The organism is Streptomyces hyaluromycini (assembly GCF_002217755.1).
GTDB lineage: Bacteria > Actinomycetota > Actinomycetes > Streptomycetales > Streptomycetaceae > Streptomyces > Streptomyces hyaluromycini.
Map to the genome: position 1 here is coordinate 15,244 of NZ_BCFL01000027.1, position 17,729 is coordinate 32,972.

Sequence of the window (17,729 nt, forward strand, 5' to 3'; positions counted from 1 at the left end):
GACTCGGACGGCAGTCTGCCGTGCTGGGCGGCTCGCGAGCCACGATCGAGCTAATTTGCCGAAGAGTGTGGCAAATTTACCAAGCCGTCTTCTAGCTTGGACATCGCGCCGCTCACGCACAGCGAGCAGAAGCGCATCGCGTATGCCCCCTGTTCTCTCCTGCCCTGGGAGGGGTGGCCTGCGCCAGGGCGACAGGCCACTGCTTCACGAGCAGCGCAACGAGTCAGGTGGACGAAGGAGTTGGGACATGGATTGCGGTGGATGTACGCCGAGAAGGCCTTGGGATCTTTCTTTCCCCGCCGAGCCGGCGGAAATGGCGGCGCTGCGGCGCTTGCTTCGCGCTCATCTGGGCCTCTGGGGGCTGGCGGAGCTGACGGAGTCGGCCCAGCTCTGCCTGAGCGAACTCGTCTCCAACGTGATCACTCACGTGGGCCCCGGTACCCCGACGACGCTCGCCGTCTCCATCAGCGGTACGCGCCTGCGTATCGAAGTCCATGATCCCGACACTCGGGCCTTACCGCGTCTGATCGACTCGGCTGGCGATGCCGAGGCGGGGCGCGGTATGGCCCTAGTAGCCGCGATGTCCGAGCGCTGGGGCGTCCAACTCCTGCCCGACCGCAAGATCACGTGGGTTGAACTCGCGTCGGGACTGACGGAGGCGAACGGCCACAGCAAGGACGTCCGGGTGTCCAGAGCCACGAGTTGCCTGCACCTCTACAACGCGGCGTTGCCGACCCACCTGGGGGGACCGAGCAGGCTGAGCGCCATCGCCGCGGAGGAGGTGGCGATCGACGTCATCGCCGATCTTCTTCACTGGCTTCGAGCCCATGGCCATGACGCAGATGGGGCTCTGGACCGCGCCCAGATGCAGTTCGAGGCGGACACGCGACGACCGGCATGGTGACGGAAGGCTCCCTGACTCGGGAAGCGCGGCGAAGGCGCCGATCAGTGTCGGCGCCTTCGCCAAGGCGGGGCGGACGTCATGGGTTCAGGGTGTCGGCGAAAAAGCCCACCTCGGGATCGTCAGGGGTTCCGACAAGGAGGGCGCGGTCCAAGAGGACGTTGTTGTGCTCACAACTCGTCTCCGGGAGCATCACGCAGGCATGGCAGGCCGCCAGGTTGATTCCGCCGGCGCCGGACGCCTCGGTCTCCATGCAGAGCGGGTCCGAGGAACACCACTCGGCACGGCGGACGGCCGAACGGACCGTGCGAGCGAGAATCTCCGGCTCACCTTGAGCGACCAGGCCACCCAGACTGCCTGCGGAGTCGCTCGTCGCCGTGTAGACGAGCACCCCGGCCATGTCCTCGGCGGTGTACAGGCGCTCGCGCAGGGACGCCGCCGGGTATCCCGCCTCCAGGCTCCACTCGTTGATGAGAATGTGGGCCAAGGTGTGCAGCAGCACCATGCGAGGGGTGGCGGGGGAGAGGACGACGCGGCTCGGGTCGTCGGCCCGCTGCTCCAACACCCGCTGGTGGGCGGTGCGCATCCGTTCGATCCGGGCCGCCACCGCTGTGGCTTTCTCCCAGGCGCCGAGTCGATCCTCGTTCAGACGGAGAAAGACTCCCTCGCCCCGAACCTCCATGGCCGGGAGCCAACGCAGGGAGCGTTCGGACAGCGGCATCTCCTTGGGATCGGTCGTCGACTCGGCGTCGCCGAGCCGGGTGAACGCCTTCAGTGCGCGCACCTCGCGGAGCTTCTTGACCAGCATCGGGCCGGTGACGCCGAGCGGGTCGAGCAAGCTCTGGTCGCCCAGCGGGGTCTCGCAGACGAACTCCTCGTCGCGGGAGTGCTCGCTCTCGTCGTTGCCGGAGCGGAGACGCTCGTATTCCTTGTTGCGCAGGGCGCGATAACGATGGTCGAAGGAGGGCGCCTCGTCGCCAGTGGGGTCTTCCTCTCGCTCGGCATCGAGGAAGGCCATGACTTCGTCGATCGGAACCGGGCTCTCACCCTTGAAGACGAACTTGAGGCACATCTCGACCTCTGCGCGGCTGTTCAGCTCGCGCAGTTGCTCCCAGTGTTCGGCGAGCGGATCCGCGCGGCCATTGCTCCACGGCGGGATGGAGAGCGCAGACTTCAACACCGGCTGCCAGACTGCCGACGAACCGCGCTGCAGGGTGCGCAGAGGGAGTCCGCATCCGCCCGTGGCGGCGGACGTACCGAGCCACGGACGGGAGCCTCGGCACTTGAGGCCCAGGTCCTTGAGCGCTCTCCTCCGGAAGGAGCCCTCCATCGAGACCTCGGGCGCCTGCCCACAGGTGCAGGAGACGAGGATGGAGCGCAGCGAGGAAGTACGCCCGGACGTGCGCATCTTGAGCTTCCCTCCGCACTGTGCCGCCGTCGAGGCACCACGATCCGTGGAACGGTGCACCCACTGCCAGTACGGGAACTCGTCGAGGTGCCCGGCCTCGCAGGCGACGACGAAACGGGAGGGGACCAGGTCGACCTCGCACGTGCCGCAGACGCTTCGACCGGCCGGCGGGTTGAAGTCGCGATGTCGTTGCAGGTCGTTGCACTCGGGGCAGGAGTGCATCAAGGGAAAGCGTCGGACCCGGATACCGTCTTTGCTGGTGTCGTCGGAAGCGGGCGGCAGCCGGAAGTAGTCGACGCCGAGCACTCGGGCCAGCCGCCGTTCGTGGATCTGCGGGGACTCATCACGGCTCCAGCTCTGCTCGGCCTCGTCGAGTCCCGAGACGATGAAGGACTCATGGTCGACGGCGATGAGCGACCCGACGCCGTACGTGGTGATCGCCTGGGCGCGGCGGACCGCACCGCGCCGCGGAAAGTTGTGGGCGGGTGCGGCGCCGTCCGCGCCGGTTCGGCGACGGCGGGCGGGGGGCGGGGTCATCGGGTTCCCTCCATGAACAGGGCGGTCTCGGCGTCGACGTCACGCAGGCTCCACAACGTGGGATATGCCCCGGTGCCCTCGGACTCGTCGTCATAGGCCTTGAGGAGCGACGGTGCGCGACTGCCCCTCTGAGGCTCGAACAACAGGCCGTTATGGATGTCGGCCTCGGCGCACCACCACTCGACGAACTCGTCGAAGGCCCGGGACACGGCGTTGGTCTCCTCCCGGGTGACCGCGTCCACGCGTTCCAGGAGGATCGTCTTGATGGGGCCACGGAGCACGTCTTCGTAGGACTCGACCCTGCCGGCGCCATCGTTGGGTCGGGCGGCGGGGATCATGATGCGGGCGAGGGCGACAATCACCGCGTGTAGGCCTCGGTAGCGGGCGCGGGCGGAGAACGGTGTGACGGAGGTGGACTCGACCTCTCGGTACAGGGCCGAGTGGAAATGTTGGAAGCTCTCGTAGTGGGAACGGTCCCGGGAGCGCGTTGAGTTGAGCATGATCGCGACCAGACCGGGGTGCGCGCGACCGACGCGGCTGGTCGCCTGGATGTACTCGGCGGTCGTCTGTGGCTGGCCCATCACGGCCATGAGACCGAGTCGGTCCACGTCCACGCCGACCGCGATCATGTTGGTGGCCAGGAGGACGTCCACGGTGTCCTCGTCGGGCAGCCGCTTCTCGATGCCTTTGAGGCGGGTGGGGATCTCGCTGGCGTCGATACGGCTCGTCAGCTCCGAGTAGTTGACGACCGAGCGGACTTCCACCCCCTCGCGCTCAGCGAGCACCTCCAGATAGGCCACCACGTCGTCGTGGACCTGGAGTTCGGCAGCGGACAGCAGTCGGAGGCTGTTGAAGTAGCCGACGAGACTCCAGTAGGCGTCGCGTACCTCGTCCTCGGTCTTCGCCTGCTTGGCCCGGTGCAGAAGGGTGGCGTACGTGCGGATCAGGAGGGTGGCCTGGCTGGTGCCGGGGGCCAGGAGGCCGACGTAGCGGCGGCTCGCCTTTTCCTCGCGCGGTGTCTCCACGGCGAACCACGAGTCGCGGGCGTCGAGGCCGGCGGGCGGGAACTGCCGCACTTCGCGGGCGAAGAGGTGGCGTCCCTGGTCGGCTGCGCGACGGATGGTGGCTGTGGAGGCGATCACCTTGGGTCGGCCGGCGAGTGCGTCCACGGCGGTCTCGTAGAGGCCGGTGAGTGTTCCCAACGGGCCGGAGATCAGGTGGAGTTCGTCCTGGACAATCAGTTCCGGGGGTGGGGTGCCGCCGTCCGGGTCGTCGTCGCGGTTGAAGAGTGCCGCGGTCGCCGGACGCCACGGCATCGACGCGAACTTGTCCACAGTGGCGATCACCAGTGTCGGCCGCGCGTCGTACACCGCCTCGTCGATCAGGTGGACGGGCAGGCCGTCGGCGAAGTCGCAGTTTGCGCCGGGGCATCGGACGTGCATCCGCTTCGCGTCCTCGTCGGCTTCGTAGTTCCGTGCGTCGAGGCGGGTTCCGCACCAAGGACAGGCGTGCAGCTGGACGGGATTCTCGGTGGCGAGGCGCTTGTCGAGGTTCGCGCGGAGCTCGTCGAGCTTCAGGCCTGCCTCGGTCAGCGTGTTGGGGGTGGCCGAGCGTCCCACCCACATACCGACGGAGAACTCTTCGTGTCCCAACTCGGGTGTTCGGCGCCGCATGTGTTCCATGGCACAGAGAAGGATCGCGGCGCGCTCGAACTGCTGGAGGGTGAGCAGCCGCAGCGTGTAGCGCATGAGGACGGTGACACCGCCGCCGTCCACGCCCTTGCGGATACGGCGCAGGAACGAGGTGAAGGCGATCAGACCGAGGTAGGCCTCGGTCTTGCCACCACCGGTGGGGAACCACAGCAGATCGGAGATCTGCCGATCACGATGCTCGGGGTCGTCGATGCCTGCCAGGCACAGGAGTACGAAGGCGATCTGAAAGGGACGCCAGCGTCCGGCGGTCGGGTCGGGGACGCCGACGCGTCCGCCCTTCACCCAGGCGCTGCGGGCACGCTGGTCGGCCATGGCGCGATTGGCCAGTCGGAAAGCCTTCATCAGATCGGGCTTGGTCCGCAACAGCTCGATGCCCTCGCGGACTCGGCCGAGTGCCTGGCGGCAGGCCTTGACCTGTTCCCGCGCGGGTTCCTCGTGCGTTCCGGCAGCCAGATCCTCCGTCTCGGCCGCCTTGCGGTCGATCCAGCGTTCGTACCCGTCGGCGAGCCCTTCCAGAGCGGTCAGGATCTCGGCGTCGGAATTCTCCGCCAGCCCCAGCATGGACAGCGCCGAGCTGTCGATCTCGGGGTTTGAGTCGGTGAGCAGCACCTCCACCGTCGGCACGAACTGGGTCCGCACCTCAGGGACGGCGATCTCCGGGGCGGTTTCGGTCATGCCGATAGGCCAGGGATTCCAGTCCCATTCGGCGGCACAACCGTGCCCGACGGCGAAGGTCGGGGCGTGGCGGTGCAGCAGCCGACTCGTGGCGACCTCCGGGTCGTGGGCGGCGTCCGGAGCCGGGCGTTCGACGAACGCGTCGGAGCCGTCGGCAGCCCGGACCGTCAGCCCGCACTGGAAGAGGGAGAACGCGTCCTGTAGATCCCACTCGCCGATCTTCTGCGTGTTGATCAGAGTGACCGTGATCGTGACCGTGCCGGTGGTCTTGTCAAGGCGACGGATGTTGACGTGCAGTGAGGCTTCGTCGCTGAGCGGGATCGGATCTTTCGGAGCGGCCTTGGTCACGACGAAGCGCTGGTCGGGGAAGGAGAGCTCCCGCCGGCGCCACCGTTCACGCTGGTCGGCGACGGTACGGGCCTCGGCGCGACGGGCCGGGATCCGCTTGCCGTCGGCGTCCGTGGGCTCGTAGACGGCCGCACACGCCGAGACCACGATCGTGTCGTTTATATCCGGCTTGACCGCGAAGGTCAGGCCCATCGAGGAGGGCCGCCTGTCCCCCGAGGCACCGACCTCCGGCGGGGTGCCGGAATCCTCGCCGTCGCCACGGGTGTTGACGGGAGTGTCGTCCGGACCGTCCTGCTTGGCGGCCTCTTCCTCCTGCCGTTCTTTCGTGGCACGCGGATACAGCACACCGGTCAAGTAACGGTCGATCGGCGCGTCCTGGGTGAGTACCTCGTCCCGATCGTCCGGCACGGCGTCCTCGGCGGGGCCGAGGAGCTCACGGCGGAGTCCCACGAGGAGTTCCTCGTCCCGGACCCGGTAGTGCTCGGAGTGTCGGCCTGCCACCTGCGTCATGCGTGCTGCTCCTCGTCGTTGTCGGCTCTCCGGTACCGGCCGATGCCGGTGATGCGCGGGACGATCCACACGCCTCGGTCACCGAGACCGGCGTTGGCGCCGGCGGCGGCGCTGCCCGTCACGGTCTCCAGGGTGTCGATCCGCAGGTCGTGGATCTCGTCGGGCCACCAAGGGTCCCAGGTGCGGTTCACCTTCTGCACCTGGAACAGCCCCTCGCGAAACCTCCGCGAGGCCTCGCCGATCTCCTGGCCTTCGTGTACCAGGGCGTACGGCGGGCTCTCCGTCTCGCCCATCGGCAGGTCGTGGAGCCTGCGCAGCAGCACCTCCTGGCCGGGACGGATGTGCTCCAGAAGATAGGCCTGGGTTGCGACGGCGCCCGTCTCTTGGCCGGGCGGGTCGTCCCGGCTCACGTCGCCCGCCTCGGCGACGATCCCGTACCTGTCGTACGACCGCCACGACCCGAGGTAGCGCCGGCCGTGACCCCGGCTCCCCGTCCGCCTGAAGAGCGGCAGTTCGGGAGGGGACAGGTGGTAGAGGTCCTGGCGGGCACGCGTCATAGCCACGTACAGGGCGCGCGCCTCGGCGGGAAGGTCCAGCTCGTCCTGGTACCGCTTCTGGAGTTCGGCGAGGGGCGGTGGCGCCAGGACGATCACCCGGTCGAACTCCAGGCCCTTGGCCCGGTGCACCGTGGAGACGACGATACGGGCCGTCTCCGGGTCGGCCGCCTCGTCGGGGAACCTGCCGTCAGCGACCGCGCGGCGCAACCGGTCCAGATCGAGTGCCCCGCGCCCCGCTCCGCGCGCGATCCGACGCAGCACCGACCACAGGGCGTCGGCATCGGGTTCGTATGGGAGGGGGATCTCCGCGAGGAGCGTACGGAACCGGTCCTCGGTGAGGGCGTTCGCCTCGGTACGGCGCAGCAACTCCGCCACCCAGTACGGCACCGGGCGCTCCTCCAGCGGGCGCCGCAGCCGGTGGTCGATGCCGTGCGCGTGCAGCAGGCCGGAGACCACGAGGGCCTGCTGGTTGTCGCGGGTGAGGACGGCGCATGTGTCGGAGAGGTCCCGCAGGCTGTCCAGGGTGTACTCGTCGTTCAGGCTGCCCATGTCGTTCGCCGGGTCCAGGAGGAGGTCGCGCAGTTCGTCGTAGAGCGTTCCCGCCTGGTCCGGATCGCTGAGACGTTGGAGCAGGGGACCGAGCGGCAACGCGACCCGCGCCTCGGGGGTGGTGGCCCGGAAGTTCCGGGTGAGGTGCAGCTCCACCAGGTCGTCGGGGTAGGAACAGCGCAGCCAGTCGAAGAACCGGCCGGTCTCGTCGGCGCGTTCGACCAGGTCCTCGATCTGGAAGCCGTACACGGACTGGGCCGCGTCGCCGACGACGGTGAAGCCGCAGCTGTCCTGGTACCGGTCGAGAAGCGTCTCCACCAGCTCGCGGCGCCCGCCCAGCAGGTCCTGCACCTCGTCAATCACGACATGGGCCGGCGGGACCGCGTCGCCGACCTCCAGCGCGCCCTTCTCGACCGCGCGGGTCGCGGCGGCGATCCGCTCGTCGAAGCCGACCGCTCCCCACTCGCCGTCCGGGTGCGCCTGGAGGAGCACCTCGTAGGCCCATGCGTCGAAGGTACGGGCGCGAACCCGGTGGGCTCGTTCCCCGTGCCGGGAGATCCGCTCGCGCAGTTCGCGGGCGGCGGCCCGGGAGAAGGTGAGCACGAGGATCTCGGCGGCCTCCAGCGCCTGTTCGGGATCCTCGTGACCGCACAGCGCGTCGAGTCGGCGCACCAGGGTGTGGGTTTTTCCCGCCCCGGCGCCCGCGGTGACCAGGACCCGGGCGTCCCAGGGCTGCTCGACCACGGCCAGCTGCTCGTCGGTGAGCGGAGGGCTGTCCTGGTAGACGTCGGTCACTTCCGGCTCCAGAGATGCTCGAACTCGGCGAAGGCGAGGTCGGTGTCGAAGTTGGTGATGTTGTCGCTGATGTTGAGGATCAGACAGCTGTCCTTGCCGCCGTTCAGCGGGCCGCGCAGTCCGCGACCGATCATCTGCTGGTACACGTTGGTGCTGTAGACCGGCCGGGCCACGACCACGGCACGAGTGGCCGGAGCGTCGAATCCCTGGGTGAGCACACCGTAGTTGGTGAGTACCCGGATACGTCCGCTTCGGAAGTTCTCGATGCGAGTACGACGGTCCTGCGCACTGGTCGTCGAGTCCACGGCGGCGGACGGGACACCCCGGTCGTTGAGCATGGCCGCCAGGTACTTGGCGTGGTCGACGGAGGTGGCGAAGAGCAACGTCGGCCAGTCGTCCGGAAGTTCGGCCACGGAGTCGACGATGCGTCGACTGCGCGCGTGGTCGTCGGCGAGCCGCTGTTCGGCGGAGCGGGAGAGCGTGGCCATGCGATCGGCGTGCGTCTTCTCGTCCCGGGTGAGTTCGATACGACCGCCCTCAAGGGTGCGGTGCTCGACCTGGGCGAGCATGCCCCAGTCCTGGAGGTCGCGATACGGGTCGCCCGAGGGGAAGACTCCTTGATCGAGTCGCCGGTTGCCGAAGCGGTTGACCAGGCGGCGGGTCTCCTCCTCGTTGGTGTTCCGGAACGGGGTGGCGGTCAGGCCGAGCAGATGCCGGCCGGTCTCGTACTGGGTGAGTCCCAACTGGCTCAGGATCTCGGTGTATCGCTTGGAGATGGCGGTATGCGCCTCGTCCACGATCACCAGCGCGGCCTGGCGCAACCAGGAGTACTGGTCGGTGCCCAGGCACCGCTCCAGCTTGGCGTCGGTGGCGACCACCAGATGCGGGTGGTCGACGACGTCACCGACCTCGTTAGTGCTCCACAGTCGGCTGATGGTGAGCGGGCGTTCCGCGCCGACCTTGCTCCAGACGAACTTCCAGCTCTGGACGGCCTGTTCGCACAGCTCCTCGGTCTGTGCGATCCACAGCAGCGGACCCTTGAGGTCGCCGACCCGCTTCACCCAGCGGATCACGGCCTCGGCGGTGACCCGGGTCTTGCCGGCGCCGGTCGGAAGCGACAGCATGCCGCGCTGAGGCGCCAGTCGGTCGAGCATGGTGGAGATGTTCCGGACCAGGTCCTCCTGGTAGCCGTGGAGGCTCGGGAAGTCCCGAGGGCCCTCGACGGTCTCGAACGGGGGCGGGGAAGGGGTCCTCGAACCGGCGAACGCGACAGGCAGCCTCAGTTCCGAGACGAACGCGATGGCTGCCGACGAACCTCCGTATGCGACCGGGGCGTTGGGGAAGCGTGCCTGGATGTCCCGGGCATGCTGCTGGAGCACTCCGTCACCGTGCGCGTTGAACGCCATCTGCGCGATCCGGCGCCCGGTCGGCTCCACGCCGTCTGTCGCCTGCAGTTCGGCCTCCATCAATCCCTCGGGGAGGCCGGTCCGGAGTGCGTCGGCACCGATGAGCAGCTCGATCTTGGCCACCACGTCCGTGGCCTCGCGCACCGCCTTCTGCGCCGCCTTCAGCTCGCTGTCCCGGGCCATGCGGTCCTGGTGGTCCAGGACCGTGCGACAGCCGGCGGCACCGAGGCCGAGGCCGAGCTCGCGGTCGATCAGGCGCAGCATCGGCTCGGGGTCCAGAGGAACGCGGACCTTGACGGTGCCGTCCTGGCGTACGGCGTCCAGAGGGGAGGCGTGCGTGCCGTTGGGCGTACGGGTGACCTCCTCCAGTTCGCTGCACCGTTGCACCATGCTGTTCCGGTTCCCGCTGTTCAGGCGCTGCCGCAGGGCAGGGAACAGCTCGACCAGCGGTACGGGGTCGCCCTCCGGTACTTCGCGGGTCTCCCGGCTGATCACGTCGGAGTAGCGGAGCATGCCCCACTTCTCGATCATCAGCTCGGCGTCCTCGGCGGTCGCCACGAGCAACGCCGGCAGCTGCTCACCGCGCAGCGCGCGGTACTGAGCGGACCCGACGGCGATCGTGATCTCGTCGTCGGGACGGGTGCCCCAGACGTCGCCGATCCGGCAACGGGTCAGGGAGTCCTCGGGGAAGTCCGCGCCGAACCGGGTCAGCATCACGTACGTGGCACCCACGAAGGAGTCGTCCTCGCTGCGGGTCACCTCGTCCAGGAGAGCGTCCCAACGGTCGGGGGGGACCTCGTCGACGGTGGTCGGGAGTCGTAGCCTGCGGGCCTTCTCGGGGGAGATGTCGGCGACCGGCAGCACGTCTCGGTAACTGGCCAGCTGGGGGCCGACGGCTTCCCTCAGCGGCTTGATCCCCTGGGAGGTGGCGATCGTGCCGAACTTCCTCAACATCCACCGGATCGGCGAGGGCACCGCCTGGCGGGTGTTGGTCTGCGCGCCGATCTGGCGCGTCCAGTTGTCCACCACGGCGTCGTCGGGCAGTACCTTCAGGAAGGCGGCGCGGGATTCCTCGGATAGGGCACGGAAGAGGTGGAGCGGGCCACCGATCGCGGCGCCCTCGACCTTCATCCGGTTCAGTGCCGGGCGCGGGGCACGACTGTCCAGACCGCGCAGATAGGCGGCGTGGAGGGTTTCGCGGTACTCCTCGAACCACGCCTCGCCCTCCTGGGGCCGGACCCCGCCGGACGGTCGTTCCCGCAGACCGACCTGGGAGAAGAAGGGCGTGTCGTCGGAGTGGAACGCCATGTCGACGGCGATGCTCGGGTCGCGCTTCCCATCGACCACTTCACCCGGCAGCATGCAGTCCTCGACCGGCCGGAACCGGCCGTCGGCAGTCCGCACACGCAGCGTCGAGCGCGGCGCGGGCACCCGCTCCAGGACCTTGTGGGCCAGCCTACGGACCCCCGCCTGACGGAACAGCTCCCAGAACCGTTCCCAGTCCGATTCGCTGTAATGATCGAAGCCCTGATCGAGAACGCTGTCGAACCGGCCCTCGACATCGGCCTCCCGAATGCCCAGGACGTCGAGCGAGTGCGCCAGCGAGGGGTCCTGGGCGAGCTCGTCGACCACGTACACCAGAGACTCGCGCAGTCCGCCCTGGTCGGCGCGGCGGTACACCTTGCCGTGCACAGGGGCGACGAGACCATGCTCCTCGGTGAGGACGATGTGGGCCTTGCGGGCCTCCTCGACGAACGGGGAACCGACCTCGATCATGTCGGCGAGAATGCGGACCGCCGTCGCGGACGCCTGAGCGGTGCCGCTCTCGACGAGGGCCTCCAACCAGTCGCGAACATCCGCTCGTTGGTGCTTGGCCGCACCAAGGATGTGTTCGACCTTGCCGGAGCGCAGAGCATCCACTTCGGCGCTCGGATGCAGCCAGTTCGACGGACGGTCCGGGCACTCGTGCCACAACCGCAGCCAACGGACCAGAGACTTCGATTCCTTCTTCGGGTCCTTGGGGCGAGGGTGCACCCGCAGCTCGGTCGGCACGCGCAGCACGCCGTTCTGGTCAGGAAGCGACGCGTTCACCGCGGTACGCGTCCAGATCTCTTCGGTCAGGAACTCGTCCGCCCAACTGATCGCCTCCTTCGCACGACCGGGCAGCAGCGGGAGATAGGCGGCCGGGTCCTCGTCGGGCGCCAAAGCCGGGAGCGAGTCGACGACCAGTTGTGCCGCTGCTCGGATCATCTCCTGGTTGAAGGGGGAGGAGTCGAGGAGATTCTGCCGGTCCTCGTTCGTCTTCCAGGCGCCGTTGAGGATGCCGCTCAGCGACATCTCGTACTTGGTCGGGAAGAAGGACCAGAACTTGCCGCGCCCGCGCGAGCGCGGGCTGACGTACAGGCCGCTCTCCTGATCCTTCTCCAGGGTCGGGACACCCCAGGCGAGGTCGAGCGAGAGCCGGTCGTGCAACTCTCCGGCGTCGTTGCGGGCCGCCGGACCGGGCTCGTGGGTGGTGGTGAACACGCGCCACCGATCGGTGGTGACGGCCTTACCGGTTCGCTCCTCGATCACGGTGTGCAGGTCGCCGGTCTGCTGGGCGGTCAGCGTCCGACGGGCCATGGGCCGAGACCGGCGGTCCTCCAGCACGACCTTTGCGACGTGCGGGGAGAAGAGCTGGAAGCCGGCCGGGAACTCCTCGCGGGGCTCGCCGTGGTCCTTGGCGCGACCACCATGCATGTCCCGGCCCAGCCGATCGTCGGCCTTCGGGAGCAGGGGCAGGCGAACAACGGTGGTGGCCCAGCTCAGCAGCTCGTTCAGGACGTGATCGGAGGCACGCTCGGCCTGCACGTCCAGAGGCCGGGCCATCCGCAGCACGGGGGCGTCGAACTCCGGGCCGTAGCGTGCCGTCACGCCGGGCACGGCCTTGATCTGCTCGTACGACCAGGTGCGGTCGAATCCGAAACTTCCGGTGCTGCTGAAGAATTCGGGTGCGTCGGTGACCACGAGAACCGATTTGACGCCCACCCCGAAACGCCCGATCTGGCCCCCACGCTTCTTTGACATACTCATTCGAAGAATTGTCTCCGCGCCCTCCGGGGTCACCGGATTACCCTCGTTCGCGCAGTACAAGTGGGTGTCCGTGAGGACGACGTAAACTCGCCCGCCCTGCTCGTCGGCCATTTCGTCCGCCGCGTTCTGAACGAGCTCGAAAAGCTGGCGATCGCCATATCCCCCCTGGGTGATACGACGCTCGCCATTGGCATGCTCGGCCACGAGACCGGGGTCCACGGCGTAAGTCTGCAGGACACGAGAGGACTGTTCGAGAACGGTTTGGATTACCGGTGAGGACGAAGACAGCACTGCTACTGCGCTCCTGGGGTGTCAAAGGTCCGGGCGAAAAATCGAACGGCGGGCCGACCACCGGCGTCGTCGGCCGGCCCGTGTTCGTCGTGGCGCTGGGCGTGATTTCCACAGTGCCTTCGTGAAGCGGCGGGCTCATGGGGAAGGTGTTGGTTGTTGCGAGACTGATACTTCGGGCCCGCGACGTGCTGAATCAGGCCGGGGGAGCGGTCTCGTCCGGCAGCCCCTGGACCAGCTTGGCCAAGGAGGGGAACCGGTTGGCGAATTCCTCTTCGAGCACGTCGAAACGGTGAAGAATACCCCGGACATCGGCCATGCTGCTTGCCATCTCCATGTCCAACCGAAATGAATTGGAGTCCCGCTGCGAATCCAACGATTCGTCGTCGTCCTGCTCATTCATCGAGTGATCCACCCCTAAGGTCGCATCCTGCAGTTGCACAGGGGTGTATTCGAGCACACGTCCCCCGTGTGAAATAAAATTGATAAGTTGGAACTTCGAGTGAGACTTTCTTCCGATGAATCAAGCTAGGGGGTGGAGCCTCGTGTGGCCAGTCCTTTTCGGAAGGTACTTCTGTGTGAGGTTTCGGCGGTGTGTATGGCTGAATTTTGGGCGCACTTCTCCCCTTGTCGCCCGGCCCTCCCGTTTCGGGTTTCGTGAGCGAGATGGAATCCCCATCGTCAAACACGGTATCGATCGTCACCTGAATGCGCAAGCACAACTTCCGCTCCCCTGGAGGGAGTTGATCGCTCCGTTTGAGGAAGTGGCATATAGCGGGCGAAAGTTGATCATTCGAGGCAAGTTGGACACTGGATCGAAGTGACTGGATGGTCGAGCTCGATCAACTGTTGGTTGACGCTGCTGTACGTGTCAAATTAACCTCGTGGTCCACGACATGCGATCAGCATGGGACCGAAGAAAGAGCAGGCGACGCGTGGAGACAGGTGAGGAGTTCGGGCCTTGGCTGGCCCGACAGCTCAAGCTCGCGGGGAAGACGCAGGCCGAACTGGCCGACGAACTCCAGCTGACTCGGGCCGCCGTGTCCGCGTGGATCACGGGCCGGTCGACGCCTCGCCCTACCGTAATGACGGACATCGCCAAGGCGCTCGGCACGGACGTGGGTACGGTGCACACCCGCACCACCGACACCCAGGCCGGCCTCCCGGTCACCTGGTACCACCGCCCCGGCTACTCCGACGGTGGCCGTGACCTGGGCAATGCGGCAGCCTTCGCCTTCGACGCCGACGTGCAGGTCCTCGCCCGCGAGACCTGCCAGAACAGCTTGGACGAGCGCCTTACAGAGAACGGCCGCCCGGTCCGGGTCCGTTACACCCTGCACGAGCTCACCGGTGAGGCCCTGGACTCCTTCCGCGAGGCGATCCTCTGGAACGATCTCTTCCCGCACTACTCCGCCGTCTCGGAGGCCGCCGGTAACCAGAAGGTTGGTCGGGTCGTGGACGCCGGGGTACGGGACATGTACGAGAAGGGCCGTCTGGTCCTGCTGCGTGTCGACGACTACAACGCTTCCGGGCTCATCGGCGACGACTACGCGGACGGCAAGTTCGCCGCCGTGGTCAGGCGTCAGCTGGAGAGCCTCAAGTCCGGCCCCGGCGCGGGTGGTTCGTACGGCCTGGGCAAGGCGACGCTGTGGGCCACCAGCGCCCTCGGACTCGTGCTCATCAACTCCACTCTGTCCGTGCCTCACGAGGGACGTACCGAGCGACGGGTCATCGGCCGTCTCGAACTGCCGTGGCGCGAAGTGGACGGCGAGCCGTACGCGGGGCCGGCCTGGTTCGGGCGCCCCGATCCCGATTCGCCCGGTGCCATGGTCGCCCGTTCCTGGTGGGCGGACGAGGAGACCGTCGCACGTCTGTATCTGACCAGGGAGAGCGACGAACCCGGTACCTCCTTCCTCATCGTCGGCGCGCACGACGTTGCCAGCCTTGAGAGCAGGTCCGACGCCGACGACGAGTCCGGCGGTGTCGAGGACGGCGATGAGGACACGCGTGACATCCGCAAGATGCACGGCCGTCTGGTAGAGGCGCTGGGACGTGACTTCTGGGCCGCGATGACCGGCGGCGGCAGCAGGCTCCCCCTCCTGGAGGTCTCTGTCCGGGCCTTTCAGAACGGTAAGGAGGTCGTGCCGGAGAAGCAGGTGGACCCATCTGTCGAGCAGCCTGCCCGGACTCGTGCTCTCAGGGCGCACTACGAGGGCACCACAGTGGACCGTCTCACCGAGGCCGGGCAGGTCGCGGCGCGGAACGTCCCGCTGAAGCTGCCGCTCTCCGGCGGCGCCCATGGGACGCTCGGCACGCACCAGGCGGTCCTGCTGGTCACCGAGGCCGAGGGCGACAGAGACGGGGACGGGGGGAAGAACCAGGTGCACTCGCTGCGCGGCAACCGGATGACCGTCAAGAGGGCCGGGGTTCAGAGGCTGCCGCTTGGGACCAACCCCTTCCAGGCCGTTCTGCTGGTGGGCGAGGCAGTCGGAGAAACGGCTCCCTTCGCGATGGAGGCTGAGGAATTCCTACGTGCGGCGGAACCGCCTGAGCACGACCGCTGGGGGCAGACGGAGGAGCTGACTCTGCGCTGGTCCCCGTCCGCGTATCGCCGGATCAGCGCGCTGACCGCCGAGGTCAACAATGCGGTCAGGGAACTTGTCGCACGGCCGAAGCGCACCAACCGCGAGGGCGGCGAGGCCGTACGCAAGGCGTTGACCGTGAGAACTAGGCCAAAGGCCAAGGCGCCCGCCGGGCCGGTGGTTCCGGTGCTGGACAAGCTCGACGCGACAGTCGGCGACGACGGGGAATGGCGGATCACCGCAGAGGTGAGCATCCCGCGGGGCGACGAGATCGTCCCGATGGTGCCGGTCGCGCAACTGGATGTGCGTTCCGGAGGCCGTCCGAAGTTGGAGTGGGCGGAACTCGTGGCTGTCGAGGGCTGCGAGGTGGAGGACGAGACCCTGCGCTTCACTCCCGGCGTGCGTCGCGCGAAGTTCCGAGGATCCACCGATGTCACCAGTCACCCGGTCAGGACCACGCTCACCCGCCTCGTCCTCGAACTCCGTGCCGGAAAGGGGGAGTGACGCGTGAAGATCTATCCGTACAAGCGACTCAACCGGCCGGTCGCTCTCAGAGTGACGTCGGTCTCCCTCAAGCTCTCGGACGGTACCCGCGACCAGCTGGAGACCACGGCGTACTCGACCCAACAGCAGTCCGTCGCGCTCGGCATCGCCGGCCACATCGACTGGGTGAGCGCCACGATCGGCCTGTCGGCGACGCTGCCACCCGGGGCGAACGCGCCGGACGCGGCCTGGTCCGATCTGAGTGTCCTCGCAGTGCTGACCGACGGCGAGACCAATGTCCGCACCTCTGCGGATCTCACGCTTGACGCGGAGGGCGGGCGGGACTGGTCGGGGTCGCTGGAGGTGCTCCGCGACGACCACTTGGGTCGAGCCTCCCTCGCTGTGTACGCCGTCGGGACGGTGGACGGAGTGCGCGGACGGTCGATTGCTGAGACCGACCGGAGCTGGATCGTCGACACGGTCTCCGACGAGCCCGTCCGTGGGCTCCAACTGGACGTCCAGACAGCATCGTTCAAGAGAAGCTCCCGGGAGTGGCTCCAGGCCTACGCCGACGCGCCCTGGATCGTGGACGCCTCGGCCAGAGTCCCCACCGTGTTCGTGAACACCGACGTCGAGGGTGTCATCGGCCTGCTGGACAGTAACGGCTCGGGAGTGGACAGCAAGGTACGTGACCTCTTGGTCGCCCAGATGGCCACCGACGTCTGGACTGCGGTGTTCCACGGTGCCATCGGCGATCTGGAGGTGGAACCCGGCGGCGCCCCGGTCTTCCCGACCGACTGGCAGGGCGAGGTGCTCCGGGAGATGCTCCCGGACGTCTTTCCCGGCGTCCATGTCGAGGAGGCCCTACGACAGGTCCACCGCCGGCGTACCGGTGAATCGGGCTGGGTCGAGCTGCAGACCCGTATCCACTACGCGGCGGTCCGCCGTGCCGATGCCGCCAAGGCGCTTGCCTATGTGATCCGCAGTCTGGAACAGATGAACCGCGAGAGTGAGACGTGATCACCCAACCGAACCATGTACCGGAGCGGCTGGCGCTGCTCGCCACCTCGGCCGTCGATCCGTTCCTTACCGAAGAGCTGCTCAGAGGCGAACAGGTCCACGGCGGCATCGACCTCGCCAAGGTCGTCGAACCGCTTCCCGAGGACGACGCCAGATGGTGGGTCGAGCCGATCCGAAGCCTGGTGGAAGACGCCATGTTCGAGTTCCGGGAGGACCGCACGCGAGCCGACGCATGGCTCGCGCCTCGGCTCCATGCCACGCTGCGCCTGACGCGACGAGAAGCGGCGGACAAGCGTCTGTGGAACCACCTCGCACTGGCGGTGGCTCCCGACTACGTGGTCTGGCGTCACCTTTCGGAACCGACGGTGAAGAAGCCGGAAAGGCGTGTCGCCGCGGAGCGCTTCCGGGGACCTGCCGACCGGCAGTGTTTCTCACGCCTGTGGTGGGCAGCGGAGCTGTTCAGGAATGGGGCGGACTACGAGCCGGTCGAGGCAGCCTGCGGAAACCAGGACCTCATCCACAGCGTTCTGAAGAAGGAGATGATCGACCACCGTCCCACTGCTCAGGCCATGATCCGCCTGCTGAAGAGCGGACTGGTCACCACGGGGCGAGAGGTCGATGGCCTCAGCGTCGCGATCAACGCGGCCGGTGCGACCCTGATCTACGACATCCTCGGGCAGGACCGGCCCCGTGATCCCGTCCATCTGCGCGACTGGATCGCGGAGGCGGAATCGGCGCCACCGGTCGAGCGGTACGAACTCCCGAAGGGGCCCGACGAGGACCCTGTCCCGGAGGAGGCCGTGGCCGCGCTCACCAGCTACTTTGCAGAACTGTTCGAGACTGCGCCGGTCAGAGGCAGGAAGCCCGGGGATTGACCTGGCGCCGG

General features: G+C 67.7%; 9 protein-coding genes. 4 read left to right on the forward strand and 5 right to left on the reverse strand.

Annotation, left to right across the window (positions count from 1 at the left end; genetic code table 11):
* Positions 1-247: 247 nt before the first annotated feature.
* Positions 248-904: an ATP-binding protein gene (locus SSP29_RS35845; RefSeq protein ID WP_089105093.1), complete on the forward strand. Its 657-nt coding sequence runs from the start codon at positions 248-250 to the stop codon at positions 902-904.
* Between the two features lie 76 nt (positions 905-980).
* On the opposite strand, the gene drmB is transcribed toward SSP29_RS35845, so the two are convergent.
* The 5 genes from drmB to SSP29_RS35870 all read right to left on the reverse strand — a co-directional run bounded on the left by drmB (position 981) and on the right by SSP29_RS35870 (position 13,218).
* Complete coding sequence (gene drmB / locus SSP29_RS35850; RefSeq protein ID WP_089105094.1) at positions 981-2,846, reverse strand: DUF1998 domain-containing protein; 1,866 nt, start codon at positions 2,844-2,846, stop codon at positions 981-983.
* Complete coding sequence (locus tag SSP29_RS35855) at positions 2,843-6,091, reverse strand: helicase-related protein (RefSeq protein ID WP_089105095.1); 3,249 nt, start codon at positions 6,089-6,091, stop codon at positions 2,843-2,845. Before SSP29_RS35855 ends, drmB begins: the two co-directional genes overlap by 4 nt.
* The gene (locus tag SSP29_RS35860; RefSeq protein ID WP_089105096.1) at positions 6,088-7,992 is read right to left on the reverse strand and encodes a UvrD-helicase domain-containing protein; all 1,905 of its coding nucleotides are present in this window, start codon (positions 7,990-7,992) and stop codon (positions 6,088-6,090) included. The genes SSP29_RS35855 and SSP29_RS35860 overlap by 4 nt, the downstream gene beginning before the upstream one ends.
* Positions 7,989-12,761 (reverse strand): DEAD/DEAH box helicase, encoded by a 4,773-nt coding sequence (locus SSP29_RS35865; protein WP_089105097.1) that lies wholly within the window; start codon positions 12,759-12,761, stop codon positions 7,989-7,991. The genes SSP29_RS35860 and SSP29_RS35865 overlap by 4 nt, the downstream gene beginning before the upstream one ends.
* A gap of 193 nt (positions 12,762-12,954) precedes the next feature.
* Complete coding sequence (locus SSP29_RS35870; protein ID WP_145968987.1) at positions 12,955-13,218, reverse strand: hypothetical protein; 264 nt, start codon at positions 13,216-13,218, stop codon at positions 12,955-12,957.
* A gap of 475 nt (positions 13,219-13,693) precedes the next feature.
* Here SSP29_RS35870 and SSP29_RS35875 point away from each other — a divergent pair, with 475 nt between their 5' ends.
* Genes SSP29_RS35875 through SSP29_RS35885 form a run of 3 tightly spaced genes read left to right on the forward strand, consistent with a single transcriptional unit; the run spans position 13,694 to position 17,718 of the window.
* A complete protein-coding gene (locus SSP29_RS35875) occupies positions 13,694-15,844 on the forward strand; it encodes a helix-turn-helix transcriptional regulator (protein ID WP_089105099.1) in 2,151 nt (716 codons plus the stop codon).
* Positions 15,845-15,847: 3 nt separating this feature from the next.
* The gene (locus SSP29_RS35880) at positions 15,848-16,843 is read left to right on the forward strand and encodes a hypothetical protein (protein WP_089105100.1); all 996 of its coding nucleotides are present in this window, start codon (positions 15,848-15,850) and stop codon (positions 16,841-16,843) included.
* Positions 16,840-17,718 carry a DUF6339 family protein gene (locus tag SSP29_RS35885; RefSeq protein WP_089105101.1) on the forward strand — a complete coding sequence of 293 codons (879 nt, stop codon included), beginning with the start codon at positions 16,840-16,842 and terminating at the stop codon, positions 17,716-17,718. The genes SSP29_RS35880 and SSP29_RS35885 overlap by 4 nt, the downstream gene beginning before the upstream one ends.
* Positions 17,719-17,729 lie beyond the last annotated feature (11 nt).